Here is a 20603-nt window from a genome sequence, read left to right as displayed (position 1 = left end):
GAAAAGGCATTTAGCAGATCAGGCCGCAAGTGAAAGGCCAATGCGGCAAAACCCGTTGCCCGACCTTCATCAGTGTCATAGTTTTGCACGAACCAATGCACCACGGGACAATCGGGCAGGCAGGGACTACCATGAACGCTTTTCGTACAACGATTGCCGTTGCCGCAATGGGCATCGCCGCACAGAGCGCGTCCGCGCAGCAGGGCCAGATCATCACCGCAGATGACGATGTGGGCGGGGTCTACGAAGGCACCTTTGAAAACGGGCTGCGTCACGGAACCGGCACCTATCGCCTACCCGACGGCTTTGAATACACCGGTGAGTGGGTCGAAGGAGAAATTCAGGGCAAGGGCGTGGCACGTTACGCCAATGGATCGGTCTACGAGGGCGATTTCGTCAAAGGTCGCCCGCACGGCAAAGGCAAGATCACCTTTGCCGACGGCGGCACCTACGAGGGCGACTGGACCGACGGCGCGATAAACGGAACCGGCATCGCGAAATACGCAAACGGAATGCGTTACGAAGGCGGCTTCATGAATGCCCAGCATGACGGCAAAGGCGTCATGACAGACCCCGGCGGCTATGCCTATGATGGCGACTGGGTGGACGGCGTTCGCCAGGGCAAAGCCAAGATCACCTATGCGGACGGCGCGGTATACGAAGGCGACATCGTTGCCGGCCAGCGTCAGGGCAACGGATCGCTGACTTTGCCCGACGGCATGATCTATTCCGGCGAATGGACCGAGGACCGGATCACCGGAACCGGCGTACTGAAACAGGCCAACGGTGACGTTTACGAAGGCGCATTGGTGGACGGGCGCCGGCAGGGCAACGGAAAGGCGACCTACGCGAACGGCGATACCTACGAAGGCGATTTCGTCGACGACCGGCGACACGGCAAGGGAACGTTCACTGGCACCGACGGCTATGTCTACACCGGCGACTGGAAAAACGGTCAGATCGAAGGGTTGGGCGAACTGACCTATCCCGACGGCTCGGTCTATGTCGGTGACTTCAAGGCGGACCTCGCCGATGGCAAAGGCCGGATCACCTATCCCGACGGGTCGTCCTATGACGGCGACTGGGTTGCAGGGGTGATCGAAGGTCAGGGCACCGCGACCTACACGAACGGCACGATCTACAAAGGACAGTTCAAGAATGCCCGAACGCATGGCACCGGCGTTCTGACCCGTGCCGACGGCTCTCGCTACGATGGCGAATGGGTAGACGGCGTGCGTCAAGGCAAGGGTACCGCCACCTACGCGGATGGCACGGTCTACACAGGTGATTTCCAGAACGGGCAGCGCCATGGCCAGGGCGAGGTCGTGATGGCGAATGGCTTCAAGTATTCCGGCCAGTGGACCGAGGGCAAAATCACCGGCTCAGGTGTCGCGACATATGCAAATGGCGATGTCTATGAAGGCAACTTCGTGAACGGCAAACGCCAGGGCACTGGAACAATGCGCTATGCAAATGGCGAAGAGGAAAGCGGCACCTGGGAAAACGGCGCCCTGTCGGAAGCAGGCGCGGCGCAACCATCGGGCAACGAGCCGCAGGCACCGGAGGCCGAACAGGACCCGGAAGTCACCCCATCGGACGGATAGCCCGCTACCAGGGAACCGGTTGACCGGCCCAGTCGAAAAACTGGCCGGTCTGATCAGTCGTCAGACCATCCACAACCCGCAGAAGGTTTTGGGCGGCGTCACTCGGCTCGACCGCGGGATGGCGGCCCAGGTATTTCTGCGTGAACGGGGTCTTGACCGTTCCGGGGTGCAGGGCGACGCAGATCGCATCCTTGTGGGTTCGGGCCAGTTCAATTGCGGCCGTGTGCACGATCTGGTTCACCGCCGCTTTGGCCGCGCGATAGCTGACCCAGCCGCCCAGACGGTTGTCCCCGATCGAGCCCACGCGCGCCGACAGCACCGCAAACACCGCCCGGCCATTGCGCGGCAACAGGCGATGCGCGTGTTTCAGAACCAGCGCCGGCCCCACTGCGTTCAGGGCGAACTGATCCATCATGGCGTTGGCCGAAACCGCCCGAATGGTCTTTTCCGGTTCCGCCCCGTCGATCTCGAGCGCGCCGGACACGACCAGAACAAGGTCGAACGGCCCCTTGATCCGGCCCAGCATCTCGTCGGCCAGTTCCGGCTGCATCAGATCCAGCCCGTTTTCCGACCGCGACAGACCAACCACATGGACCGACCGCGACAGAAGCTCGTTGCAGACGGCCCGGCCTATCCCGCCGCTTGCACCTATGACCAAAGCATTTCTCATAGCCCTCCAGCTAGCGGAGTTGCCCACGCAATCAATCCCCGTTTCCGATCCCTTCGCGAAATCAGACGGCCGCGCATTTTCCTTCTTTTCATTCCCGGTTCGGGGTGTATAACCTCGGACCCATGATCAACCGCGCAGATATCCCTTTTGCTTTCGCCGCTTCCGCCGGCGCTGCTCTGCGTGGCCTACTGATCCTAATCCGCCTCTGAGCGTGCCATCCGGCGCGCCCGCTCAGAGGAGGACGCCTGCGCGCCAATGGCTTTAGGACAGACAAGAAAGTGACTCCCATGACCAACGTGACCGACCAAGACCGCGTCTTGATCTTTGACACCACTTTGCGCGACGGCGAGCAAAGCCCCGGCGCCACCATGACCCATGACGAAAAGCTGGAAATCGCCGAGCTTCTGGATGACATGGGCGTCGACATCATCGAGGCCGGCTTTCCGATCGCCTCTGAGGGTGATTTCAAGGCCGTTTCGGAAATCGCGCAGCGGTCCAAGAACGCCCGCATCTGCGGCCTGGCGCGCGCCAATTTCGCCGATATCGACCGCTGCTGGGAGGCGGTGAAACACGCCGAAAAGAACCGGATCCACACCTTCATCGGCACCTCGCCGCTGCACCGCGCCATTCCGAACCTGACGCAGGACGAGATGGCCGAAAAGATCCACGAGACCGTCAGCCACGCCCGCAATCTGTGCGAAGACGTGCAATGGTCGCCGATGGATGCGACCCGGACCGAATGGGACTATCTGTGCCGCGTGATCGAGATTGCCATCAAGGCCGGCGCGACCACGATTAACATTCCCGACACGGTGGGCTATACTGCCCCGATTGAAAGCGCGGACCTGATCAAACGCCTGATCGAAACCGTTCCGGGCGCGGACGAAGTGGTTTTCGCCACCCATTGCCACAACGACCTTGGAATGGCGACTGCCAACTCTCTGGCCGCCGTTGCAGGCGGGGCCCGACAGATCGAATGCACGATCAATGGGCTGGGCGAACGCGCGGGCAATACCGCGCTGGAAGAGGTCGTGATGGCCCTGCGCACCCGCAACGACATCATGCCATGGAAAACGGGCATCGACACGACCAAGATCATGCACATCTCGCGTCGGGTGGCGACGGTTTCAGGCTTTCCGGTGCAGTTCAACAAGGCGATCGTCGGCAAGAACGCCTTTGCGCATGAAAGCGGCATCCATCAGGATGGCATGCTGAAGAACCGCGAGAATTTCGAGATCATGCGCCCCGAGGATATCGGCCTTTCAGGCACCTCGCTTCCGTTGGGCAAGCATTCCGGCCGGGCCGCGCTGCGCGACAAGCTGGAGACACTCGGCTACGAGGTCGGGGACAACCAGCTCAAGGACATCTTCGTGCGGTTCAAGGATCTGGCCGACCGCAAGAAAGAGGTGTTCGACGACGACCTGATCGCGCTGATGAGTGCAGATGATGAGGCCAACGACCACCTGCAGCTGGTCTCGATGAAAGTCACCTGCGGCACCGGCGGTCAGGCCGAAGCGACGGTCGAACTGGAGGTGGACGGCAAGGATGTCATCGCCACCGAGCACGGCGACGGGCCGGTCGACGCCACCTTCAAGGCGATCCGGGCCATCTACCCGAACAAGGCGCATCTGCAGCTCTACCAGGTGCATGCCGTGACCGAGGGTACCGACGCACAGGCCACTGTTTCCGTCCGTCTGGAGGAAGACGGCATGATCGCCACGGGTCAATCCGCGAATACGGATACCGTGGTGGCGTCGGCCAAGGCCTATATCAGCGCGCTGAACCGTCTGATCATGCGCCGCGAAAAGGCCGGCCCGGGCGCGGATGCGCGCGAGATCAGCTACAAGGATCTGACCTGATCTGAATTGGCAGGCAAGGCTCCCGCGCCCGCGGCAGCCCGGCTTCGCCGCGCAGCCTGACGGACTTGGGCCCGGCACCGCGCCAAGGCGCGGTGCCGGGCCCAACACGTTTGGCGGCATCTTTGATGCTGTCAAACGGGGCGGGAGGCCTTCGCCGCCTGAAGCGCCGTCAGATCTTTGCGAACAGGTCGGACAGGCGCGCCGCTTCGTCTTCGATCCCGAAGGGAGCGTTGACCACGAACATGCCCGAACCGATCATCCGGTGACCCTCACGCGCAGGCGGAAACCGAACTTCGTGCACAAACGTCTTGGGAAGATCCAAGCCCTTCAGTGCCGACACCATCGGAACATGCCGATCGTCTGTCAGGATCGGATACCACAAGGTAATGAGACCCACGTTCCACTTGCGGTGCAACTTGGCGATCAACCCCGGCAGGCGGCCATAGTCCGCCTTTACCTCGTAGCTGGGGTCAATCAGCATCACCCCGCGCCGAGGTGTGGGCGGCAGAACCGACTGAGCCAGCTCGAACCCGTCCTGTCTGTAGGTCTTGGCACCGCGCCCGGTCAGCGCTTTTTTCAACGCCGCGTATTCCTGCGGATGAAGCTCGGCGAAATGCTGACTGTCCTGCGGGCGCAGCAGGCTTGCCGCAATCATCGGCGAGCCCGGGTAGGCCGTTTCGCCAAACTTCGCCTGCACCGAGCGCAACGCGCGTGCCAGCGGGTGATCGTCGGCAAACCACCCGTTGCTCAGCGCGCGTCCGATCCCTGCCGCCGCCTCGCCGGTCTGTACGGCCTCGGCCGCATCGAGGTGGTACAGACCACGCCCCGAATGGGTCTCTAGATAGCTGATCGGCTTGTCCTTGCGGGTCATGTAGTCCAGCATCCATGCCAACAAAGCGTGCTTTTGTACGTCCGCCAGATTTCCCGCGTGGTAAATGTGTTGATATGAGAGCATGTTGCCTTCTAAAGTCCCTGTCAAAGAGGCGGAAAGGTGCTGATTTACGCGGAATCAGGCCTTTAACCGGGCGTCATGGCACCCTATAAGTCATCCGTCCCGGAACCGTCGAGTCGCGGGCAGTAGAAAACATCTGACAGACAGGATCAGGGGAATATGGGGATCTTTGACAGTTTGGGCGGCCTGTTCACAGCGGATATGGCCATCGACCTAGGGACGGCCAACACGCTGGTCTACGTCAAGGGGCGCGGCGTGATCCTGTCTGAACCCTCGGTTGTCGCCTACCATGTCAAGGACGGTGTCAAGAAGGTTCTGGCCGTGGGCGAGGACGCCAAGCTGATGCTGGGCCGCACCCCCGGCTCTATCGAGGCCATCCGCCCCATGCGCGAGGGTGTGATCGCCGATTTCGACACCGCGGAAGAGATGATCAAGCACTTCATCCGCAAGGTGCACAAGCGTTCGACCTTTTCGAAGCCCAAGATCATCGTCTGCGTTCCCCATGGGGCAACGCCGGTCGAAAAACGCGCGATCCGTCAGTCGGTTCTGTCAGCAGGCGCGCGGCGCGCGGGTCTGATCGCCGAGCCGATTGCCGCCGCCATCGGAGCCGGGATGCCGATCACCGATCCAACCGGCAACATGGTCGTGGATATCGGCGGCGGCACCACCGAGGTGGCCGTTCTGTCGCTGGGCGACATCGTCTATGCTCGCTCGGTCCGCGTGGGGGGCGACCGCATGGACGAGGCGATCATCTCGTACCTGCGCCGTCAGCAGAACCTGCTGGTGGGCGAATCCACCGCCGAGCGGATCAAGACCACCATCGGCACCGCCCGGATGCCCGATGACGGGCGCGGGCAGTCGATGCACATCCGCGGACGCGACCTTCTGAACGGCGTCCCCAAAGAAATCGAGATCAGCCAGGCCCAGGTGGCCGAGGCTCTGTCGGAACCCGTCCAGCAGATCTGCGAAGCGGTGATGACCGCGCTGGAAACCACCCCGCCGGATCTGGCCGCGGACATCGTGGACCGTGGCGTGATGCTGACCGGTGGCGGCGCGCTGCTGGGTGATCTGGACCTAGCACTGCGCGAACAGACCGGATTGGCGGTGTCGATTGCCGACGAAAGCCTGAATTGTGTGGCTTTGGGCACCGGCAAGGCGCTGGAATACGAAAAACAGCTGCGCCACGCGATTGACTACGAAAGCTAAGGCGCGCACCCTCTGATCTGAGGGTTCAAGATCGGGCACGAGCAGCACGGGAAGGAGTCCTGTGGCAAAAGACCGAGCACAGCGCGACGACTACACCACCCCCCTGCGCCGCTTGTTCATGGGGATCGTTGTTCTGTGCCTGCTCGGCATATTCCTGGTTTGGCGCATCGACAGCCCGCGGGTCGAAAGGTTCCGGGCCCAAGTGGTGGATACCGTTGTGCCCTCGATGGAATGGGCGATGGTTCCGGTCACGGCCGCCATAAACCTTGTAAGGGATTTCCAAAGCTACCAAAGGCTGAGCGAGCAGAACCAGGAACTGCGCAGTGAACTGCGCCGCATGCGCGCCTGGAAAGAGGCGGCCCTGCAGCTGGAGCAGGAAAACGCGCGGCTTCTGGACCTGAACAACGTTCGGCTGGATCCGCGTCTGACTTATATTACCGGGGTCGTCATGGCCGACAGCGGCTCGCCATTTCGGCAATCTGTCTTGCTGAACGTCGGCGAGCGTGACGGGATCGTCGACGGCTGGGCCGCGATGGACGGCATCGGGCTGGTGGGCCGGATTTCTGGCGTTGGCCCGGATACCGCGCGGGTCATCCTGTTGACCGACGCCTCAAGCGCGATTCCCGCCACCATCCAGCCCTCGGGTCAGACCGCGCTGATTACCGGTGACAATACCCCTGCCCCAGCCGTCGAGTTTCTTGAAAGCCGTGAACTGGTGCGGCCCGGCGACCGTGTGGTGACCTCAGGCGATGGCGGCGTATTTCCTGCGGGCCTTCTGATCGGCCAGATCGCCGCCGATCCGGGGGGGCGTCTGCGCGTCCGACTGTCCGCGGATTTCGAGCGTTTGGAATTCCTGCGCGTCCTGCGCTACCACTCGGCCGCCCCGATCCGAGACCCGGGCGGCATCGTCGGACCTCCGCGCCCCGAGGCTCTTCTCCCGACCGAGGAGGCCGCCGATGGATAGCGCCGCGTCACGTCTATGGCTGATGCGGGGCCTGTACCTGTTCCTCGCTCTGACGGTGATGTTCTTTCACCTGTTGCCTCTGAACACGCAACCGGGTCGTCTGCCCTTTCCTGACTTCCTGATCTGCCTGACCTTTGCATGGGTCCTCAGGCGGCCGGAATATGTACCGACACTCAGCATAGCTGCGGTCATGCTGATGGCCGACCTGTTGCTGCAACGGCCGCCGGGACTGCTGGCGGCATCCGTCGTCATCGGTTCTGCCTATCTGCGATCGGCAGGCCCCGGAATGCGCGACGTCGGATTCGTGGGCGAGTGGACGACGGTGGGCGTCGTCATCGCGGCAATCTTTGCCTTCAACCGGACAGTTCTGGCGCTGCTGTCCGTCAGTCAGGCCAGCATTGGCCCGGTATTTGTCCAAGTGGTCTTCACGGTCCTCGCCTACCCGCTTGTCGTTGCATTCAGCCAAACCATATTTGGCGTCCGCAGGCCATCTGCGGTAGATGTTGCCACTGTGGGAACACGCTCATGAAACGCACACCCAAAACACAAGGTGCCGCATACAAAAGGCTGACCCGGCGCGCGCTGGTGCTGGGTGGCATGCAATTCGCATTCGTCGGCGGCCTGGCGGCCCGCATGCGTTACATGCAGGTCGATCAGGCCGACCAATATCGCCTGTTGGCCGAAGAAAACCGCATCAACATCCGGCTCATTCCGCCAACCCGAGGGCGCATTTATGACCGCAATGGTCAGATCATCGGGCAGAATGCGCCGTCCTACCGCATCGTGATCGTGCGCGAGGATGCGGGCGACGTCGACAAGGTCATTGCCAAACTGTCACAACTGATTCCGCTGAACGAAGACGAGATTGAGCGGGCCAAAGCCGAGATGAAACGTACAGCGCCGTTTCTGCCGGTTACGCTGGCCGACCAGGTCACCTGGGAAGATATCTCGAAGGTGGCGATCAATGCCCCCGCCCTTCCCGGCGTCACGCCCGAAGTCGGACTGACCCGCCAATATCCCCGCTACGAGGATTTCGCCCATGTGGTCGGGTATGTCGGACCTGTCAGCGACTATGACCTGAGCAAGATGGAAGACCCCGAGCCGGTTCTGATGATCCCGCGCTTTCAGATCGGCAAGGTCGGGCTTGAGGCCAAGAAGGAAGACCTGCTGCGCGGCAAGGCGGGCGCCAAGCGCGTCGAGGTCAACGCGACCGGCCGGGTGATGCGGGAACTTGACCGCCGCGAGGGCCAGCCCGGCGCCGACCTGCAATTGACCATCGACGCCGACCTGCAGGAATACGCACAGGCCCGGCTGGCCGGAGAAAGCGCCGCCGTGGTCGTGATCGACTGTGAGACGGGCGATCTGCGGGCCATCAGCTCGACCCCCAGCTTCGACCCCAATCTGTTCGTGCGAGGGATATCGGTCGCGGATTACCAGGCTCTGACCCAGGACAACCACCGCCCGCTGGCCAACAAGACGGTTCAGGGCACCTACCCGCCCGGTTCGACATTCAAGATGATCACCGCGCTGGCCGCGCTCGAGGCCAGCGTCGTCGGTCCGGGCAACACCGTCTATTGCCCCGGCTACCTGAAGGTGGGCAGCCGTCGATTCCACTGCTGGAAGCGCGGCGGGCACGGGATGGTCGATCTGGAGACTTCGTTGAAGCGCAGTTGCGACGTCTACTATTACGACGTGGCCCTGCGGGTCGGGATCGACAAGATTTCGGACATGGCGCGCAAGTTCGGCCTCGGCATCAAACACGACCTGCCGATGTCCGCCGTGGCGGCTGGCCTTGCACCGAACCAGGAATGGAAGCAGACCACCCACGGACAGGACTGGCTGGTCGGTGACACGGCAAATGCCTCGATTGGGCAGGGCTTCATGTTGGCCTCGCCGATGCAACTTGCCGTCATGACTGCGCGCATCGCGACCGGCCGATCAGTGACACCGCGTTTGATCCGCAGTGTCGACGGGGTCGAACAGCCTTCGGGCGCGGGCGAGCCGCTGGACGTCAATCCGGCCAACTTGGAACAGGTGCGCAACGCGATGTACAAGGTCTCGAACGACCGTCGCGGCACCGCTTATCGCAGCCGGATCATCGCAGACGAATTCCGCATGGCCGGCAAGACGGGCACCAGCCAGGTGCGCAACATCACCAAGGCCGAACGGGCCGCCGGGGTCATCCGCAACGAAGACCTGCCCTGGGAACGGCGGGACCACGCGCTGTATGTCAGCTTTGCCCCTTACGACAATCCAAAATATGCGGTGGCCGTCGTTGTCGAACATGGCGGCGGCGGTTCGAAGGCTGCAGCCCCCGTAGCCCGGGACGTGATGCTGCAGGCGCTGTACAACGGCACCCCGCCGCTGGAAGCATATCCCGTGGCCGACCGCGACCGCATCAAGGAACAGCAGAAACGTCTGGAAGGTGATCGCCGCCCGAAAGCGCGCCCTGACGAAAAGGACCGCGCATGAGCTATCTTGAATATGCGGTCAAGACCACGCCGACGGGGATCCGCAAGGTTCTGTATATGAACTGGCCGCTGACGCTTTTGCTGATCAGCGTCGCAAGTGCCGGTTTTCTGATGCTGTATTCGGTGGCCGGCGGCTCGTGGTCGCCGTGGGCGGAACCACAGATGGAACGGTTTGGCCTGGGCCTGACGGTCATGTTCATCGTCGCATTGGTTCCGATCTGGTTCTGGCGCAACATGTCCGTCGTCGCCTATCTTGTTTCTTTGGGGCTTCTGCTGTTCGTCGAACTGTTCGGCACCATCGGCATGGGCGCGCAACGCTGGATCGACCTAGGGTTCATGCGCCTGCAGCCCTCCGAACTGGCAAAGGTGACTTTGGTCATGTTGCTGGCGGCCTACTACGATTGGCTTCCCTCCTACAAAACCTCGCGCCCGGTTTGGGTCTTGATCCCGGTTGTCCTGATCCTGATCCCGACCTTCATGGTGCTGCGTCAGCCCGATCTGGGAACTGCAATCCTGCTGTTGGCGGCCGGAGGCGGCCTGATGTTTCTGGCCGGCGTGCATTGGGCCTATTTCGCAGCGGTCATCGCGGCGGGTGTCGGCTTGATTTCAACGGTGTTCAAAAGCCGTGGCACCGATTGGCAGTTGCTCAAAGACTATCAGTTCCGGCGCATCGACACATTCCTTGACCCCTCGACCGATCCGTTGGGCGCGGGGTATCACATCACCCAGTCCAAGATTGCCCTGGGATCCGGCGGCTGGAACGGTCGAGGCTTCATGCAAGGCACCCAGTCGCGCCTGAACTTCCTACCCGAAAAGCACACCGACTTCATCTTCACGACACTGGCCGAAGAGTTCGGCTTTGTCGGGGGTACAACCTTGTTGCTGCTTTATGGACTGATCCTGATCTTCTGCCTCGTCACGGCGCTGTCGACCAAGGACAGGTACTCGTCATTGGTGACACTCGGCATTTCGCTGAACTTCTTCCTGTTCTTCGCCGTCAACATGTCGATGGTCATGGGGCTGGCGCCGGTGGTCGGTGTTCCGTTGCCGATGGTCAGCTATGGGGGCTCGGCCATGTTGGTTCTGATGGCCGCCTTCGGCATCGTGCAGAGCGCGCATATACACCGTCCTCGTTGATCCGAAAGGCCGACCATGTCCGTGAAAGTCCTGTTTTCCGCCCGCCCGGCACTTTGGCCGGTTTACGAGCCCTTGCTGAACACCGGGCTGGCCGATGCCGGGATCGAAGCCACTATCGCCACCGACCTGCCGCCCGATCAGGTGGATTACATCGTCTATGCACCCAATGGCGGGCTGCTTGATTTCACGCCCTACACGCGCGCGAAGGCCGTGCTCAGCCTGTGGGCCGGTGTCGAGAAGATAGCCTCGAACGACACGCTGACCGTGCCGCTGGCCCGGATGGTCGATCACGGTCTCACCCAGGGCATGACCGAATGGGTCGTGGGGCACGTTCTGCGCTACCATCTGGGCATGGATCGACACATAACGGTCCAGGATGGGGTTTGGGCCCCGGATCCGCCTCCGCTTGCCACGCAGCGATCGGTCTGCGTTCTGGGACTTGGCGCCCTGGGCCGGGCTGCGGCACAGGCGCTGGCCGCGTTGAACTTCAACGTGACAGGGTGGAGCCGTTCGGCCAAGGAACTGTCTGGTGTCACGTGCCTGCACGGACCGGACGGGCTGCGCGTCGCCCTGAGCCAGGCCGAGATACTCGTCCTGCTGCTGCCTGAAACGGCAGCCACGGAGAACACTCTGAACGCGGACACTCTGGCACTTCTGCCAAAAGGTGCGCGAATTCTGAACCCCGGCCGAGGCCCACTGATTGACGACGAAGCGCTGTTGCAGGCGCTGAACACCGGCCAAGTTGGGCATGCCACGCTGGATGTGTTCCGCACCGAGCCGCTGCCCTCCGATCATCCGTACTGGGCGCATCCAAATGTAACCGTCACGCCGCATATCGCGTCGGAAACCCGGCCCGAAACGGCTGCGCAGGTGATCTGCGAAAACATCCAACGCAGCGAATCCGGACGGCCGCTGCTGCATCTCGTCGACCGCGCACTCGGGTACTAAGGCCATCGGGGGCCACCGCCCCCGTCTTGCCGGGCGCTATTCGACCGCTACGCGTCCACCAGTCCCCGACCTTTCAGCAGGGCTTCGACACCCGGCAACCGGCCCCGGAACGCCAGATACAGATCCTCGGCCTCCTTCGAGCCTCCTTTGGACAGAATGTTGTCCTCCAGAGCCTGCGCCCGCTCAGGATCAAACGCGCCTCCTGCCTCTTCGAAGGCAGCAAATGCGTCAGCATCCATCACTTCGGACCACATGTAGCTGTAGTAACCCGAGCTGTAACCATCACCCGCAAATACATGAGCGAAATGCGGCGTCGCGTGGCGCATACCGATGGCATGCGGCATCCCGATCTCGGCCAGAACCTCAGCCTGCTTCGCCATGGGGTCCGCCGGGGCCGGACCGTCGTGAAAGGCCAGGTCGACCAGCGCCGAGGCGACGTATTCGACCGTCTGAAAACCCTGATCGAAATTGGCGGCACCCAGAACTTTGTCCAGCAATTGCGGTGGCATCGGAGTTCCGGTTTCGGCATGAGTTGCAAACTCGGCCAGAACCTCCGGTACTTCCAGCCAATGCTCATACAGTTGGCTGGGCAGCTCCACGAAATCCCGGGCAACGCTGGTCCCCGAGATGCTGTCATAGGTCACATCCGACAGCATCTGGTGCAGTGCGTGCCCGAATTCATGAAACAGGGTCCGTGCGTCGTCATATGACAGCAGCGCCGGATCGCCCTTGGCGAAGTTGCAAACATTGATGACGATTGGCGTCTGGACCTTGGGAAACTTGGCCTGCGCCCGCATCGCGCTGCACCACGCACCCGACCGTTTCGATCCACGCGCAAAATAGTCTCCGATGAATACGGCAACGTGTTTGCCACGCCGGGTCACCTCCCAGGCTCGGCAATCCGGATGGTACAGCGGCACGTCCAACGGCGCGAACTCCAACCCGAACAAGCGGTTGGCGCAGGTAAAGGCAGCCTCGATCATGCGCTCCAGCTGCAGATAGGGTTTGAGTTCTGCCTCATCCAGATCATGCTCGGCCTTGCGCCGTTTTGCGGCATAGTACCGCCAGTCCCAGGGTTCGAGCGGACCGTTGACGCCATCCTCCTGCATCATTCGCGTCAGGATCTCCGCGTCGGCCTCGGCCCGGGCCTTGGCGGGTGCCCAGACCTGCATCAGCAAGTCGCGTACCCGTTCGGGGGTTCGGGCCATCTCGGTCTCGAGCTTGAAGGCCGCAAAGCTATCATAACCCAGCAACTTGGCCCGTTCCTCGCGTAGCTGAAGGATTTCGGCGGCAATCGCTCGGTTGTCGGTCTCGCCTCCGTTTGCCCCGCGTGACGCCCAGGCGCGGTAAGCCTTTTCGCGCAAGTCGCGACGTGGCGAGAACTGCAGGAACGGCACGATCAGAGACCGCGACAGCGTGACAACCGGCCCCTTGGCCCCTTTTTCCCGACCGGCCGCGTGTGCCGCATCGACAACGAAACCCGGCAGTCCCGCCAGGTCATCTTCAGTCAGCTCCATGAACCAGCCACGCTCGTCCGCCAGCAGGTTTTGCGTGAACGCGGTGCCCAATGACGCCAGACGCGCCTTGATCTCCTGCATCCGGGCATCTTCCGCACCGTGCAGCGCCGCACCCGAGCGGACGAACCCGCGATGGGTGAGCATCAAAACCCGATCCTGTTCCTCGGTCAGCTCCAGCGTATCTCGTTTCGTCCAAAGGTCGTCCACACGCTGGAACAGCGCCTTGTTCGAGGAAATCGCGGCGAAATGGGCTGCAAGCTTGGGCGAAAACTCCCGTTGCAACGCTTCGCGCTCCGGGTTGCTGTCAGCGCCAGCGACCGTGAAGAAAACCGACAGGACCTTGTTCAAGGCCTCGCCCGCCGCTTCCAGCGCTTCGATCGTGTTGGCAAAACTCGCGGGCTGGGTATTCGTCGCGATGGTGTCGATCTCGTCGGCATGGGCCTGCAGAGCAGCTTCCAGTGCCGGGGCAAAATCGTCATCCGAGATTTCGGCAAAGGGCGCGATTTCAAACGGGGTCGTCCAGTCGGACAGGATCGGATTGGTCATTGGGGTCTCCTTCAAGCGTCAAGCTAGGAATGCAGGGCAAGATCGTCCAGTGGCCGCGATCAAACGGATTGCCCGCAAACCGGGCAATCGTCCCGCCGGGACAGGGTGATCTTGCGGCTTTCGCCATAAAGCGCGTCATAGATCAGCATCTCGCCACGCAAGGCCTGACCTGCACCCGTGACTACCTTGACCGCCTCAACCGCCATCATCGCCCCCACCACGCCCGGCAGTGGCCCGACCACCCCGGCCTCGGCACAGGAAGGCGCAAGACCCGGCGCAGGCGCTTCGGGAAAAATGCATTGGTAGCAGGGGGCGTTGTTGGCGGGGTCAAACACGCTCAACTGGCCTTCCCATTGGGACAGCGCGCCTGAGATTAGGGGCTTGCCCAAAGCCACGGCGGTGCGGTTGGCCAGATACCGGGTTTCGAAATTGTCGGTGCCGTCGAGGATAAGGTCATAATCCGCGAACAGGTCGGCCGCAATGTCGTCCGTCAGGCGGCGGTGATAGGGGCGAACGATGACATTAGGGTTCTGCGCCTCCATTGCTTGCTGCGCAGAAAAGACTTTGGGCATTCCGATGTCTGCATCCCGATGGATGACCTGCCGCTGCAGATTGGCATTCTCGACGACGTCATCATCGATGACGCCAATCGTGCCCACGCCGGCGGCGGCAAGGTACTGCAGCGCCGGTGCGCCCAATCCACCTGCCCCGATCACCAATACCCGAGCGGTCTTCATCCGTTTCTGCCCGGGTCCACCAAGCTCGCGCAGGACGATGTGACGGGCATAGCGCTCCAGTTCGGCTTCGCTGAACTGGTCAGATGGGCTGTGCGGTCGAATATCCGACGGTGGATTGGCCCGGCGCCTCAGGGCTTTCACCACAGCGCCATAACCCATGGCCAGCAGAACGAAGCCACCCAGGATCAGCCACATCGCGGCCGAGCCGCCCGTGGCCTCGCGCAGTGGGTTCCCGTCGGGCAAAACCAGATGAGACAGAACCACACCTGCCAGCAACACCAAAACCGACACCCAACGGGCAGTACGCGAGGCACCAGCGAGGTAGCCAAGCCCCCACAGCCCCGCTGCCAGTGCCAGTACCAGAACCATCAGGCGCGCCCCGTGGATCCGAACCCACCGGAACCGCGCTGCGACTCCTGCAGGCTGTCCGCCATCTCGAACCGCGCCTGGATCACCGGGGCCACGACAAGCTGCGCAATTCTGTCGCCATGTCCGATTTCAAAGGCTTCCTGACCCGCATTCAGCACGATCACCCCCAAGGGACCGCGATAGTCGCTGTCGATCGTGCCCGGTGCGTTCGGCAGCGTGATCCCGTGTTTCAACGCAAGTCCCGAGCGCGGACGCACCTGGATCTCATATCCATCCGGAATCTCTACCCGCAGGCCGGTCGGAACCAAGGCGCGCGCACCGGGTTGAAGGGTGATCGACCCTCGATCAGGCAGGTTGGCCCGCACATCCGCGCCGGCTGCCCCGGCCGTTTCATAGGACGGCAATGCAATGGCCGGATCGGCCCCGTCTTCTCGGATCACCCGGATTGCCACCATCAGCGCATCCCAACCTTCATCTTCTGTCAAACAACCGCATCACAGCGCCAGCGCGGCCGCGATCTTTTCCGCCAGCCGTACGGCCACTGCGTCCTTGCCCATGCGCGGCCACTCCTCGGCACCCGCATCCGATATCAGCACGACCGCATTTTCGGCCCCACCCATGATGCCGGTCACCGGACTGACATCATTGGCCAGAATCCAATCGCACCCTTTGCGCGCCCGCTTGGCGGTTGCGTGGGCGATCACATCATCCGTCTCGGCGGCGAAACCCACGACCAAGCTGGGTCGGCCGGTCTCCAGATGCGAAATCCGTTTGAGGATGTCCGGGTTTTCGGCAAATTGCAGTGCAGGCATTCCGTCGCGGCTTTTCTTCAACTTGCGGTCTGATGCCCCGTCTACCCGCCAATCGGCCACGGCTGCGGCAAACACGCCCGCATCCACCGGCAGAGCCGCGTCCACCGCATCCGACATTTGTTGCGCAGTCTCAACTTGCACTACCTGGACGCCCTGGGGTGGTGGCACATCCGCGGGGCCGGTTACGAAAACGACTTCGGCCCCCAGGGCCGCCAAAGCGTTGGCAATCGCCGTCCCCTGCGCCCCCGAGGATCGGTTTGCGATGTACCGAACCGGATCAATCGGCTCATGCGTCGGCCCCGACGTCACGAGAATCCGCTTTCCCTTCAGTGGGCCATCCGACAAGGCAGACTCGACCGCCGCCACGATCTCGAGAGGTTCCGACATGCGGCCGGGACCGAACTCGCCACAAGCCATGTCACCGTCATTGGGTCCGACAAACCGGACGCCGTCCGCGATCAGCTGCTTGTGGTTCCGGCGCGTTGCCGGATGGTTCCACATCCGCACGTTCATCGCCGGCGCACATAAAACAGGGGTATCCGTGGCCATCAACAGGGTCGATGCCAGATCATTGGCCAGACCCCCGGCCATCTTTCCCATCAAATCAGCAGTCGCCGGGGCCACGACGATCAGATCAGCCGAACGTGACAGCTGGATATGCCCCATCTCGGCCTCGTCCGTCAGGTCGAACAGATCACGATATGCTTTTTCACCGGCCAGAGCAGACACGGACAAGGGGGTCACGAATTCCTCGGCAGCGCGGGTCAGGACCGGGGTCACCGCCGCCCCGCGCTCCTTCAACCTTCGGATCAGATCCAGCGATTTGTAGGCCGCGATCCCACCGCCAAGGATCAGGAGGATCCGTTTGGATGCCAGCATGTTCAGCCCTTCCCGGTCGTGCTCGGCCTCGACACTATGCAACCCATGTCCCGAGTTCCAGCGCTTAATTCTGGGACTCGAAGGCCTTGCAAGGGTCTTCGCGTTCGGCCGCGGGGCTGTCAATCACCGCGTCAAATTCACCGGTCACGACACCGTCTTCGGCCTGACCGAGAACAAAGACCTTAAGGCCCGGACGCAGGCGCGACAGAAAGGTCGGAATGCCCTGATCCTTTCGCGCGTGCCCGTTTCCGGTAATCACCGCCACCGGACCGCCGGTTTCATCAATTGCACGCAGAATAGCCCGGGTCAGAACAGCATCGCGCAGACGCTGGATCGCCACCAGTTGCGGCAAGGCCTCGGCGGGAAGTGCGTTGCAATGCGCTGCCAATTGCTCGGCCTCGCGCGCCGCCTGATCCTCGGGCGCCAACGGAATGTTCAACCCATATCGCGCCGCATCCGCGCCCAGGGTCGTTGCGGCACCGCGTTCCATCGCAGCTCGCGCAGCCGCGCGCGGCACCATCGCTCCGTATACCGGAGCCTCTGATGCTTGGAAAACAGGGTAATACATGCTGAGCGGCGGCCATCCCGTTTCGGCCCATCTCAGGATGCGTGACAGCTCCTCGGGGTTCGAGGCGGCAGTCTGCGCCAGTCTCTGAGCCCCTTCCTCGGTCACCATTTCCCAGACCATTGCAGACGGATCGATGTCCGCAATCGCTTCGGTCTGGACCAGGTGATGTAGGGGGTTGTCGTGAACTTCGCCAAGGATCACGACATCGGCGTCCCTCATCTGTGCCAAAATATCGTCGGGGATAAGCTCCCCGGCCAGAACTGGCCGGGTCACAAGTGTCAGCGACAGCACGGCCGCCGTCAGAATCGCAAGATGTCTCATGCGAAGAAGTGTTGCACCTCGCGCGATTGAGCTTCAAGGTTCTTGCGCATCTTCACGAACGCCGCTGCCTCAAGCTGTCGCACGCGTTCCTTTGACAAACCCAGTTCCTGACCTAGGCTTTCCAATGTGCGCGCCGGCTCACGCAGCTTGCGCTCGCGCACGATGAACCGTTCGCGGTCGTTGAGCGCCTGCATCGCCGTGATCAACCATTCGCGCAACTGGCGAGTATCGTGGCTGTTCTCGACAGTTTCAGCAGCCTGCTCGCGATCATCCTCCAACGCGTCGATCCACTCGCGACCATCCTCGTCAGCCGATTGAACGGCGTTCAGGGAGAAGTCTGAGCCGGCCAACCGGCCGTGCATCATTTCCACATCGCGCAGCGGTACACCGATTTCGGCCGCAATCATCTGGTGCAGCTGATGGCGGTCCAATTCGACGCCATCGGTCGCGGCTTCGCGCTCCAGGCGGGCCTGCACGCGCCGCATGTTGAAGAACAGGGATTTCTGGGACGAGGTCGAACCGGTCCGTACCATCGACCAGTTGCGCATCACGTAATCCTGAATGCTGGCCTTTATCCACCACACCGCATAGGTCGAAAAGCGGACCCCACGATCCGGGTCGAATTTGTCAGCGGCCTTCATCAGGCCCAGTCCGGCCTCTTGGATCAGGTCATTCATCGGCGCGCCATAGCGTTTGAACTTGGCCGCCATTGAAATGGCCAGACGCATATAGGCCGTTATCAACCGGTGAAGGGCCTGTTCGTCGCGCTCGTCTCGCCAGGCATAAGCGAGGCGCAATTCGGTTTCCGCATCCAGCAATTCGGCTTTCATAGCCTGCCGGGACATCGAGAAGTCGTTCGGGTTATCCAGTGCCATGCAGCTCTCCCATCTGTCGTAGGCGCCGCCGGTCTTGCCTTGCCGACGTATGGTCGATACGCAAGGGCGCACCGGGTGGATCACTGTAAAGGTAGTAAAAAATGCATCCCGATTTAACCTTTGTGCTGGGTGGCGCGGCATCGGGAAAATCTGCATTTGCCGAGCAACTCGTTGTTTCAACGGAAAAAACCCGCGTCTACCTGGCGACATCACAAGTGTTTGATGATGAAATGCGCCTAAAAATCAGGCGCCATGTGGACCAAAGAGGCGACGGCTGGGCCACGATCGAAGCCCCGATGGACCTGCGCCCGGCGCTGGCGGGGCTGAGCCGGGATCAGGTCTGTCTGATCGATTGCGCCACGATGTGGCTCAGCAATCACTTGCTGGCCGACAGCGATCTTGAACAGGAACAGGCCGCCCTTCTGGCCGCGCTACGGACATGTCCCGCGCAGGTCGTGATCGTCTCGAACGAGGTGGGGCACGGTATCGTCCCCGACAACGCGCTGGCCCGCAAATTCCGCGAGGCGCAGGGGCGGTTGAACATCGCCCTCGCCGCCCAAGCCGGCCTTGTGGTTCAGGTCATCGCGGGACTACCGCAGGTTTTGAAAGGCCAGTTGCCGTGACCCGGCTGCATCTAGTCCGCCACGGCCCGACCCATGCCAAGACGATGGTGGGCTGGTCCGATATTCCCGCCGATCTGAGCGACCACGCGGCCCTCGCGCGCCTGCATGACCACCTGCCGCAGGATGCGCTGGTCATTTCGTCGGACCTGTCGCGCGCCGCGGATACGGCCACGGCCATTCAGGGCACGCGTCGCCGGCTGCCGCACCATCCCGACCTGCGCGAGATCCATTTCGGCACCTGGGAAATGCGCGCATTCGCCGAGATCGAGGCCGAAGACCCCGAGTTGGCCTTTGCATATTGGGACAGCCCCGGCGACGTGCGCCCGCCCAACGGCGAAAGCTGGAACGCGGTCCGCGCGCGGGTCGACGCGGCGATCGACGGGTTGATCGGTATGCATACCGGCGCCGATCTGGTCATCGTGGCCCATTTCGGCGTGATCCTGACCCAGGTACAGCGCACCCTTGACCTGGACGCGCAACAGACCTTTGCCCATCGCATCGATAACCTGTCGGTGACTGAGCTGGCCGTTGACGGCAAAACCTGGTCGGTCGGCCGGATCAATCATCTTCCGTGAACACAACGCGCACAAATCAGCGTTTTACTGATATCGGGCGTTCGACCATCCTCGGGCCATGACATATGACCTTTTCATCGGGGACCGCCTGTTTTCCAGTTGGTCCATGCGCGGCTGGCTTATGCTGGAAAAATTCGGCGTGCCCTACACGACCCACATGATCGGCCTGTATTCGGGCACGATGGCCCGGGACATGCAGCCGCTGGCCCCGGCCCGTCTGGTCCCTGCGCTGCGCCTGCCCGACGGCACGGTGGTCGGCGAAAGCCTCGCCATGGCCGAGACGCTGGCCGAACGACACCCCGATGCCGGGCTGTGGCCCCAAGACGCCGCCGTCCGCGCAACCGCCCGTTGGCTGTGTGCCGAGATGGTCGCCGGGTTCCACGCGCTGCGGTCGGCCTGCCCCATGCAGCTCAAACACCGCTGGAAAGGGTTCGAGCCGTCCGACGAAACCCGCGCCGATCTGACCCGGATCGAGACCCTGTGGGCGCATGCGCGCAAAATCTCAGGCACGGATACCGGCCCATTGTTCGGTAGCTATTCGCTGGCCGATGTGTTCTATACGCCGGTCGCAGCCCGGATCATCGGCTATGGTCTGCCCGTGTCAGTGCAGAGCCGCGATTACTGCATGGAATTGTTGTCAGACCCGGCGGTTCGGCAATGGCGCGCGATGGGGCTGACTGTCGACTACGACCCGTTCCCCTATGACCAGCCGCTCGACACCGAGCCCTGGCCGATCGGCGGGGCCTCGACGGCCCGCGCGGTTGAGGCGGGGCCTTCGGTCAATGACCGCTGCCCCTATTCCGGCAAGCCAGTGACCGCATTTCTGGAGCTGGATGGAAATCGATGGGGCTTCTGCAACACCTTCTGCCGCGACAAAACCGTGGCCGACCCCGGAGCGTGGCCGAAATTCACGCAAATGATCCGGCAAGCGGTGTGACCGTTAACCATTCCTAAACCGAAGCCATGGCAG

The 20603-nt window shown here is 62.3% G+C and carries 19 protein-coding genes; 11 read left to right on the top strand and 8 right to left on the bottom strand.

Features of this window, described 5'->3' with window-relative positions; genetic code table 11:
- Positions 1 to 131 precede the first annotated feature (131 nt).
- The gene (locus tag ACR0CU_RS16615) at positions 132 to 1604 is read left to right on the top strand and encodes an MORN repeat-containing protein (RefSeq protein ID WP_170391933.1); all 1473 of its coding nucleotides are present in this window, start codon (positions 132 to 134) and stop codon (positions 1602 to 1604) included.
- Between the two features lie 4 nt (positions 1605 to 1608).
- Here ACR0CU_RS16615 and ACR0CU_RS16610 read toward each other — a convergent pair whose 3' ends face one another.
- Positions 1609 to 2274 carry an SDR family NAD(P)-dependent oxidoreductase gene (locus ACR0CU_RS16610; protein ID WP_170448421.1) on the bottom strand — a complete coding sequence of 222 codons (666 nt, stop codon included), beginning with the start codon at positions 2272 to 2274 and terminating at the stop codon, positions 1609 to 1611.
- 287 nt (positions 2275 to 2561) lie between these two features.
- Between ACR0CU_RS16610 and ACR0CU_RS16605 the strand changes: the two genes are divergently transcribed.
- Entirely contained in the window at positions 2562 to 4133 is a 1572-nt protein-coding gene (locus ACR0CU_RS16605) for a 2-isopropylmalate synthase (RefSeq protein WP_170372178.1), read from the top strand.
- Between the two features lie 169 nt (positions 4134 to 4302).
- Here the strand turns inward: ACR0CU_RS16605 and ACR0CU_RS16600 are convergent, their stop codons facing one another.
- Positions 4303 to 5088 (bottom strand): 23S rRNA (adenine(2030)-N(6))-methyltransferase RlmJ, encoded by a 786-nt coding sequence (locus ACR0CU_RS16600; RefSeq protein WP_170448423.1) that lies wholly within the window; start codon positions 5086 to 5088, stop codon positions 4303 to 4305.
- Positions 5089 to 5244: 156 nt separating this feature from the next.
- On the opposite strand from ACR0CU_RS16600, the gene ACR0CU_RS16595 reads away from it, so the two are divergent.
- From ACR0CU_RS16595 to ACR0CU_RS16570, 6 genes are all read left to right on the top strand, one after another.
- Positions 5245 to 6291 (top strand): rod shape-determining protein, encoded by a 1047-nt coding sequence (locus ACR0CU_RS16595; protein WP_093963423.1) that lies wholly within the window; start codon positions 5245 to 5247, stop codon positions 6289 to 6291.
- Between the two features lie 61 nt (positions 6292 to 6352).
- Positions 6353 to 7255, top strand: coding sequence for a rod shape-determining protein MreC (mreC, locus tag ACR0CU_RS16590; protein ID WP_170448426.1), 903 nt, complete (start codon positions 6353 to 6355; stop codon positions 7253 to 7255).
- Entirely contained in the window at positions 7248 to 7784 is a 537-nt protein-coding gene (locus ACR0CU_RS16585; protein ID WP_170342115.1) for a rod shape-determining protein MreD, read from the top strand. The genes mreC and ACR0CU_RS16585 overlap by 8 nt, the downstream gene beginning before the upstream one ends.
- On the top strand, positions 7781 to 9727 hold the full coding sequence (gene mrdA / locus ACR0CU_RS16580; protein WP_170440310.1) for a penicillin-binding protein 2: 1947 nt from the start codon (positions 7781 to 7783) through the stop codon (positions 9725 to 9727). The genes ACR0CU_RS16585 and mrdA overlap by 4 nt, the downstream gene beginning before the upstream one ends.
- Positions 9724 to 10863, top strand: a complete 1140-nt coding sequence (rodA, locus tag ACR0CU_RS16575) for a rod shape-determining protein RodA (protein WP_170342118.1) — start codon at positions 9724 to 9726, stop codon at positions 10861 to 10863. Before mrdA ends, rodA begins: the two co-directional genes overlap by 4 nt.
- 15 nt (positions 10864 to 10878) lie before the next feature.
- Positions 10879 to 11811: a 2-hydroxyacid dehydrogenase gene (locus ACR0CU_RS16570; protein ID WP_480643463.1), complete on the top strand. Its 933-nt coding sequence runs from the start codon at positions 10879 to 10881 to the stop codon at positions 11809 to 11811.
- 47 nt (positions 11812 to 11858) lie between these two features.
- Here the strand turns inward: ACR0CU_RS16570 and ACR0CU_RS16565 are convergent, their stop codons facing one another.
- The 6 genes from ACR0CU_RS16565 to ACR0CU_RS16540 form a co-directional block, all read right to left on the bottom strand.
- Positions 11859 to 13874: a M3 family metallopeptidase gene (locus tag ACR0CU_RS16565; RefSeq protein WP_480643461.1), complete on the bottom strand. Its 2016-nt coding sequence runs from the start codon at positions 13872 to 13874 to the stop codon at positions 11859 to 11861.
- Between the two features lie 59 nt (positions 13875 to 13933).
- On the bottom strand, positions 13934 to 14980 hold the full coding sequence (locus ACR0CU_RS16560; protein ID WP_170391921.1) for a HesA/MoeB/ThiF family protein: 1047 nt from the start codon (positions 14978 to 14980) through the stop codon (positions 13934 to 13936).
- Positions 14980 to 15435, bottom strand: a complete 456-nt coding sequence (gene dut, locus ACR0CU_RS16555; protein WP_170448760.1) for a dUTP diphosphatase — start codon at positions 15433 to 15435, stop codon at positions 14980 to 14982. The genes ACR0CU_RS16560 and dut overlap by 1 nt, the downstream gene beginning before the upstream one ends.
- Positions 15436 to 15474: 39 nt before the next feature.
- A complete protein-coding gene (gene coaBC, locus ACR0CU_RS16550) occupies positions 15475 to 16671 on the bottom strand; it encodes a bifunctional phosphopantothenoylcysteine decarboxylase/phosphopantothenate--cysteine ligase CoaBC (RefSeq protein ID WP_170342599.1) in 1197 nt (398 codons plus the stop codon).
- Positions 16672 to 16735: 64 nt separating this feature from the next.
- On the bottom strand, positions 16736 to 17560 hold the full coding sequence (locus ACR0CU_RS16545; protein WP_170448434.1) for a ChaN family lipoprotein: 825 nt from the start codon (positions 17558 to 17560) through the stop codon (positions 16736 to 16738).
- On the bottom strand, positions 17557 to 18435 hold the full coding sequence (locus ACR0CU_RS16540) for an RNA polymerase factor sigma-32 (protein ID WP_093963433.1): 879 nt from the start codon (positions 18433 to 18435) through the stop codon (positions 17557 to 17559). Before ACR0CU_RS16540 ends, ACR0CU_RS16545 begins: the two co-directional genes overlap by 4 nt.
- Before the next feature lie 101 nt (positions 18436 to 18536).
- Here ACR0CU_RS16540 and cobU point away from each other — a divergent pair, with 101 nt between their 5' ends.
- From cobU to ACR0CU_RS16525, 3 genes are read left to right on the top strand one after another with little or no spacing between them, the layout of a single operon-like run.
- Positions 18537 to 19058, top strand: a complete 522-nt coding sequence (gene cobU / locus ACR0CU_RS16535) for a bifunctional adenosylcobinamide kinase/adenosylcobinamide-phosphate guanylyltransferase (RefSeq protein ID WP_170448436.1) — start codon at positions 18537 to 18539, stop codon at positions 19056 to 19058.
- Entirely contained in the window at positions 19055 to 19633 is a 579-nt protein-coding gene (locus tag ACR0CU_RS16530) for a histidine phosphatase family protein (protein WP_170448439.1), read from the top strand. Before cobU ends, ACR0CU_RS16530 begins: the two co-directional genes overlap by 4 nt.
- Before the next feature lie 58 nt (positions 19634 to 19691).
- Positions 19692 to 20570: a glutathione S-transferase gene (locus ACR0CU_RS16525; protein ID WP_170448441.1), complete on the top strand. Its 879-nt coding sequence runs from the start codon at positions 19692 to 19694 to the stop codon at positions 20568 to 20570.
- The last annotated feature ends 33 nt before the right edge of the window (positions 20571 to 20603 follow it).

This window comes from Ruegeria sp. BC2 (genome assembly GCF_056539245.1).
Note: the sequence above shows the minus strand (reverse complement) of the source record. Positions and strands in the feature narration are given on the sequence as shown.

What these genes read in the sequence shown, in the direction of transcription:
- rodA (WP_170342118.1), top strand. Translation starts at nt 9,724, where the DNA reads ATGAGCTATCTTGAATATGCGGTCAAGACCACGCCGACGGGGATCCGC.
- ACR0CU_RS16560 (WP_170391921.1), bottom strand. Translation starts at nt 14,980, where the DNA reads ATGGTTCTGGTACTGGCACTGGCAGCGGGGCTGTGGGGGCTTGGCTAC.
- ACR0CU_RS16585 (WP_170342115.1), top strand. Translation starts at nt 7,248, where the DNA reads ATGGATAGCGCCGCGTCACGTCTATGGCTGATGCGGGGCCTGTACCTG.
- cobU (WP_170448436.1), top strand. Translation starts at nt 18,537, where the DNA reads ATGCATCCCGATTTAACCTTTGTGCTGGGTGGCGCGGCATCGGGAAAA.
- dut (WP_170448760.1), bottom strand. Translation starts at nt 15,435, where the DNA reads ATGGTGGCAATCCGGGTGATCCGAGAAGACGGGGCCGATCCGGCCATT.
- ACR0CU_RS16605 (WP_170372178.1), top strand. Translation starts at nt 2,562, where the DNA reads ATGACCAACGTGACCGACCAAGACCGCGTCTTGATCTTTGACACCACT.
- ACR0CU_RS16600 (WP_170448423.1), bottom strand. Translation starts at nt 5,088, where the DNA reads ATGCTCTCATATCAACACATTTACCACGCGGGAAATCTGGCGGACGTA.
- mrdA (WP_170440310.1), top strand. Translation starts at nt 7,781, where the DNA reads ATGAAACGCACACCCAAAACACAAGGTGCCGCATACAAAAGGCTGACC.
- ACR0CU_RS16540 (WP_093963433.1), bottom strand. Translation starts at nt 18,435, where the DNA reads ATGGCACTGGATAACCCGAACGACTTCTCGATGTCCCGGCAGGCTATG.
- ACR0CU_RS16610 (WP_170448421.1), bottom strand. Translation starts at nt 2,274, where the DNA reads ATGAGAAATGCTTTGGTCATAGGTGCAAGCGGCGGGATAGGCCGGGCC.
- ACR0CU_RS16570 (WP_480643463.1), top strand. Translation starts at nt 10,879, where the DNA reads ATGTCCGTGAAAGTCCTGTTTTCCGCCCGCCCGGCACTTTGGCCGGTT.
- ACR0CU_RS16545 (WP_170448434.1), bottom strand. Translation starts at nt 17,560, where the DNA reads ATGAGACATCTTGCGATTCTGACGGCGGCCGTGCTGTCGCTGACACTT.
- ACR0CU_RS16525 (WP_170448441.1), top strand. Translation starts at nt 19,692, where the DNA reads ATGACATATGACCTTTTCATCGGGGACCGCCTGTTTTCCAGTTGGTCC.
- ACR0CU_RS16565 (WP_480643461.1), bottom strand. Translation starts at nt 13,874, where the DNA reads ATGACCAATCCGATCCTGTCCGACTGGACGACCCCGTTTGAAATCGCG.
- ACR0CU_RS16595 (WP_093963423.1), top strand. Translation starts at nt 5,245, where the DNA reads ATGGGGATCTTTGACAGTTTGGGCGGCCTGTTCACAGCGGATATGGCC.
- coaBC (WP_170342599.1), bottom strand. Translation starts at nt 16,671, where the DNA reads ATGCTGGCATCCAAACGGATCCTCCTGATCCTTGGCGGTGGGATCGCG.
- ACR0CU_RS16615 (WP_170391933.1), top strand. Translation starts at nt 132, where the DNA reads ATGAACGCTTTTCGTACAACGATTGCCGTTGCCGCAATGGGCATCGCC.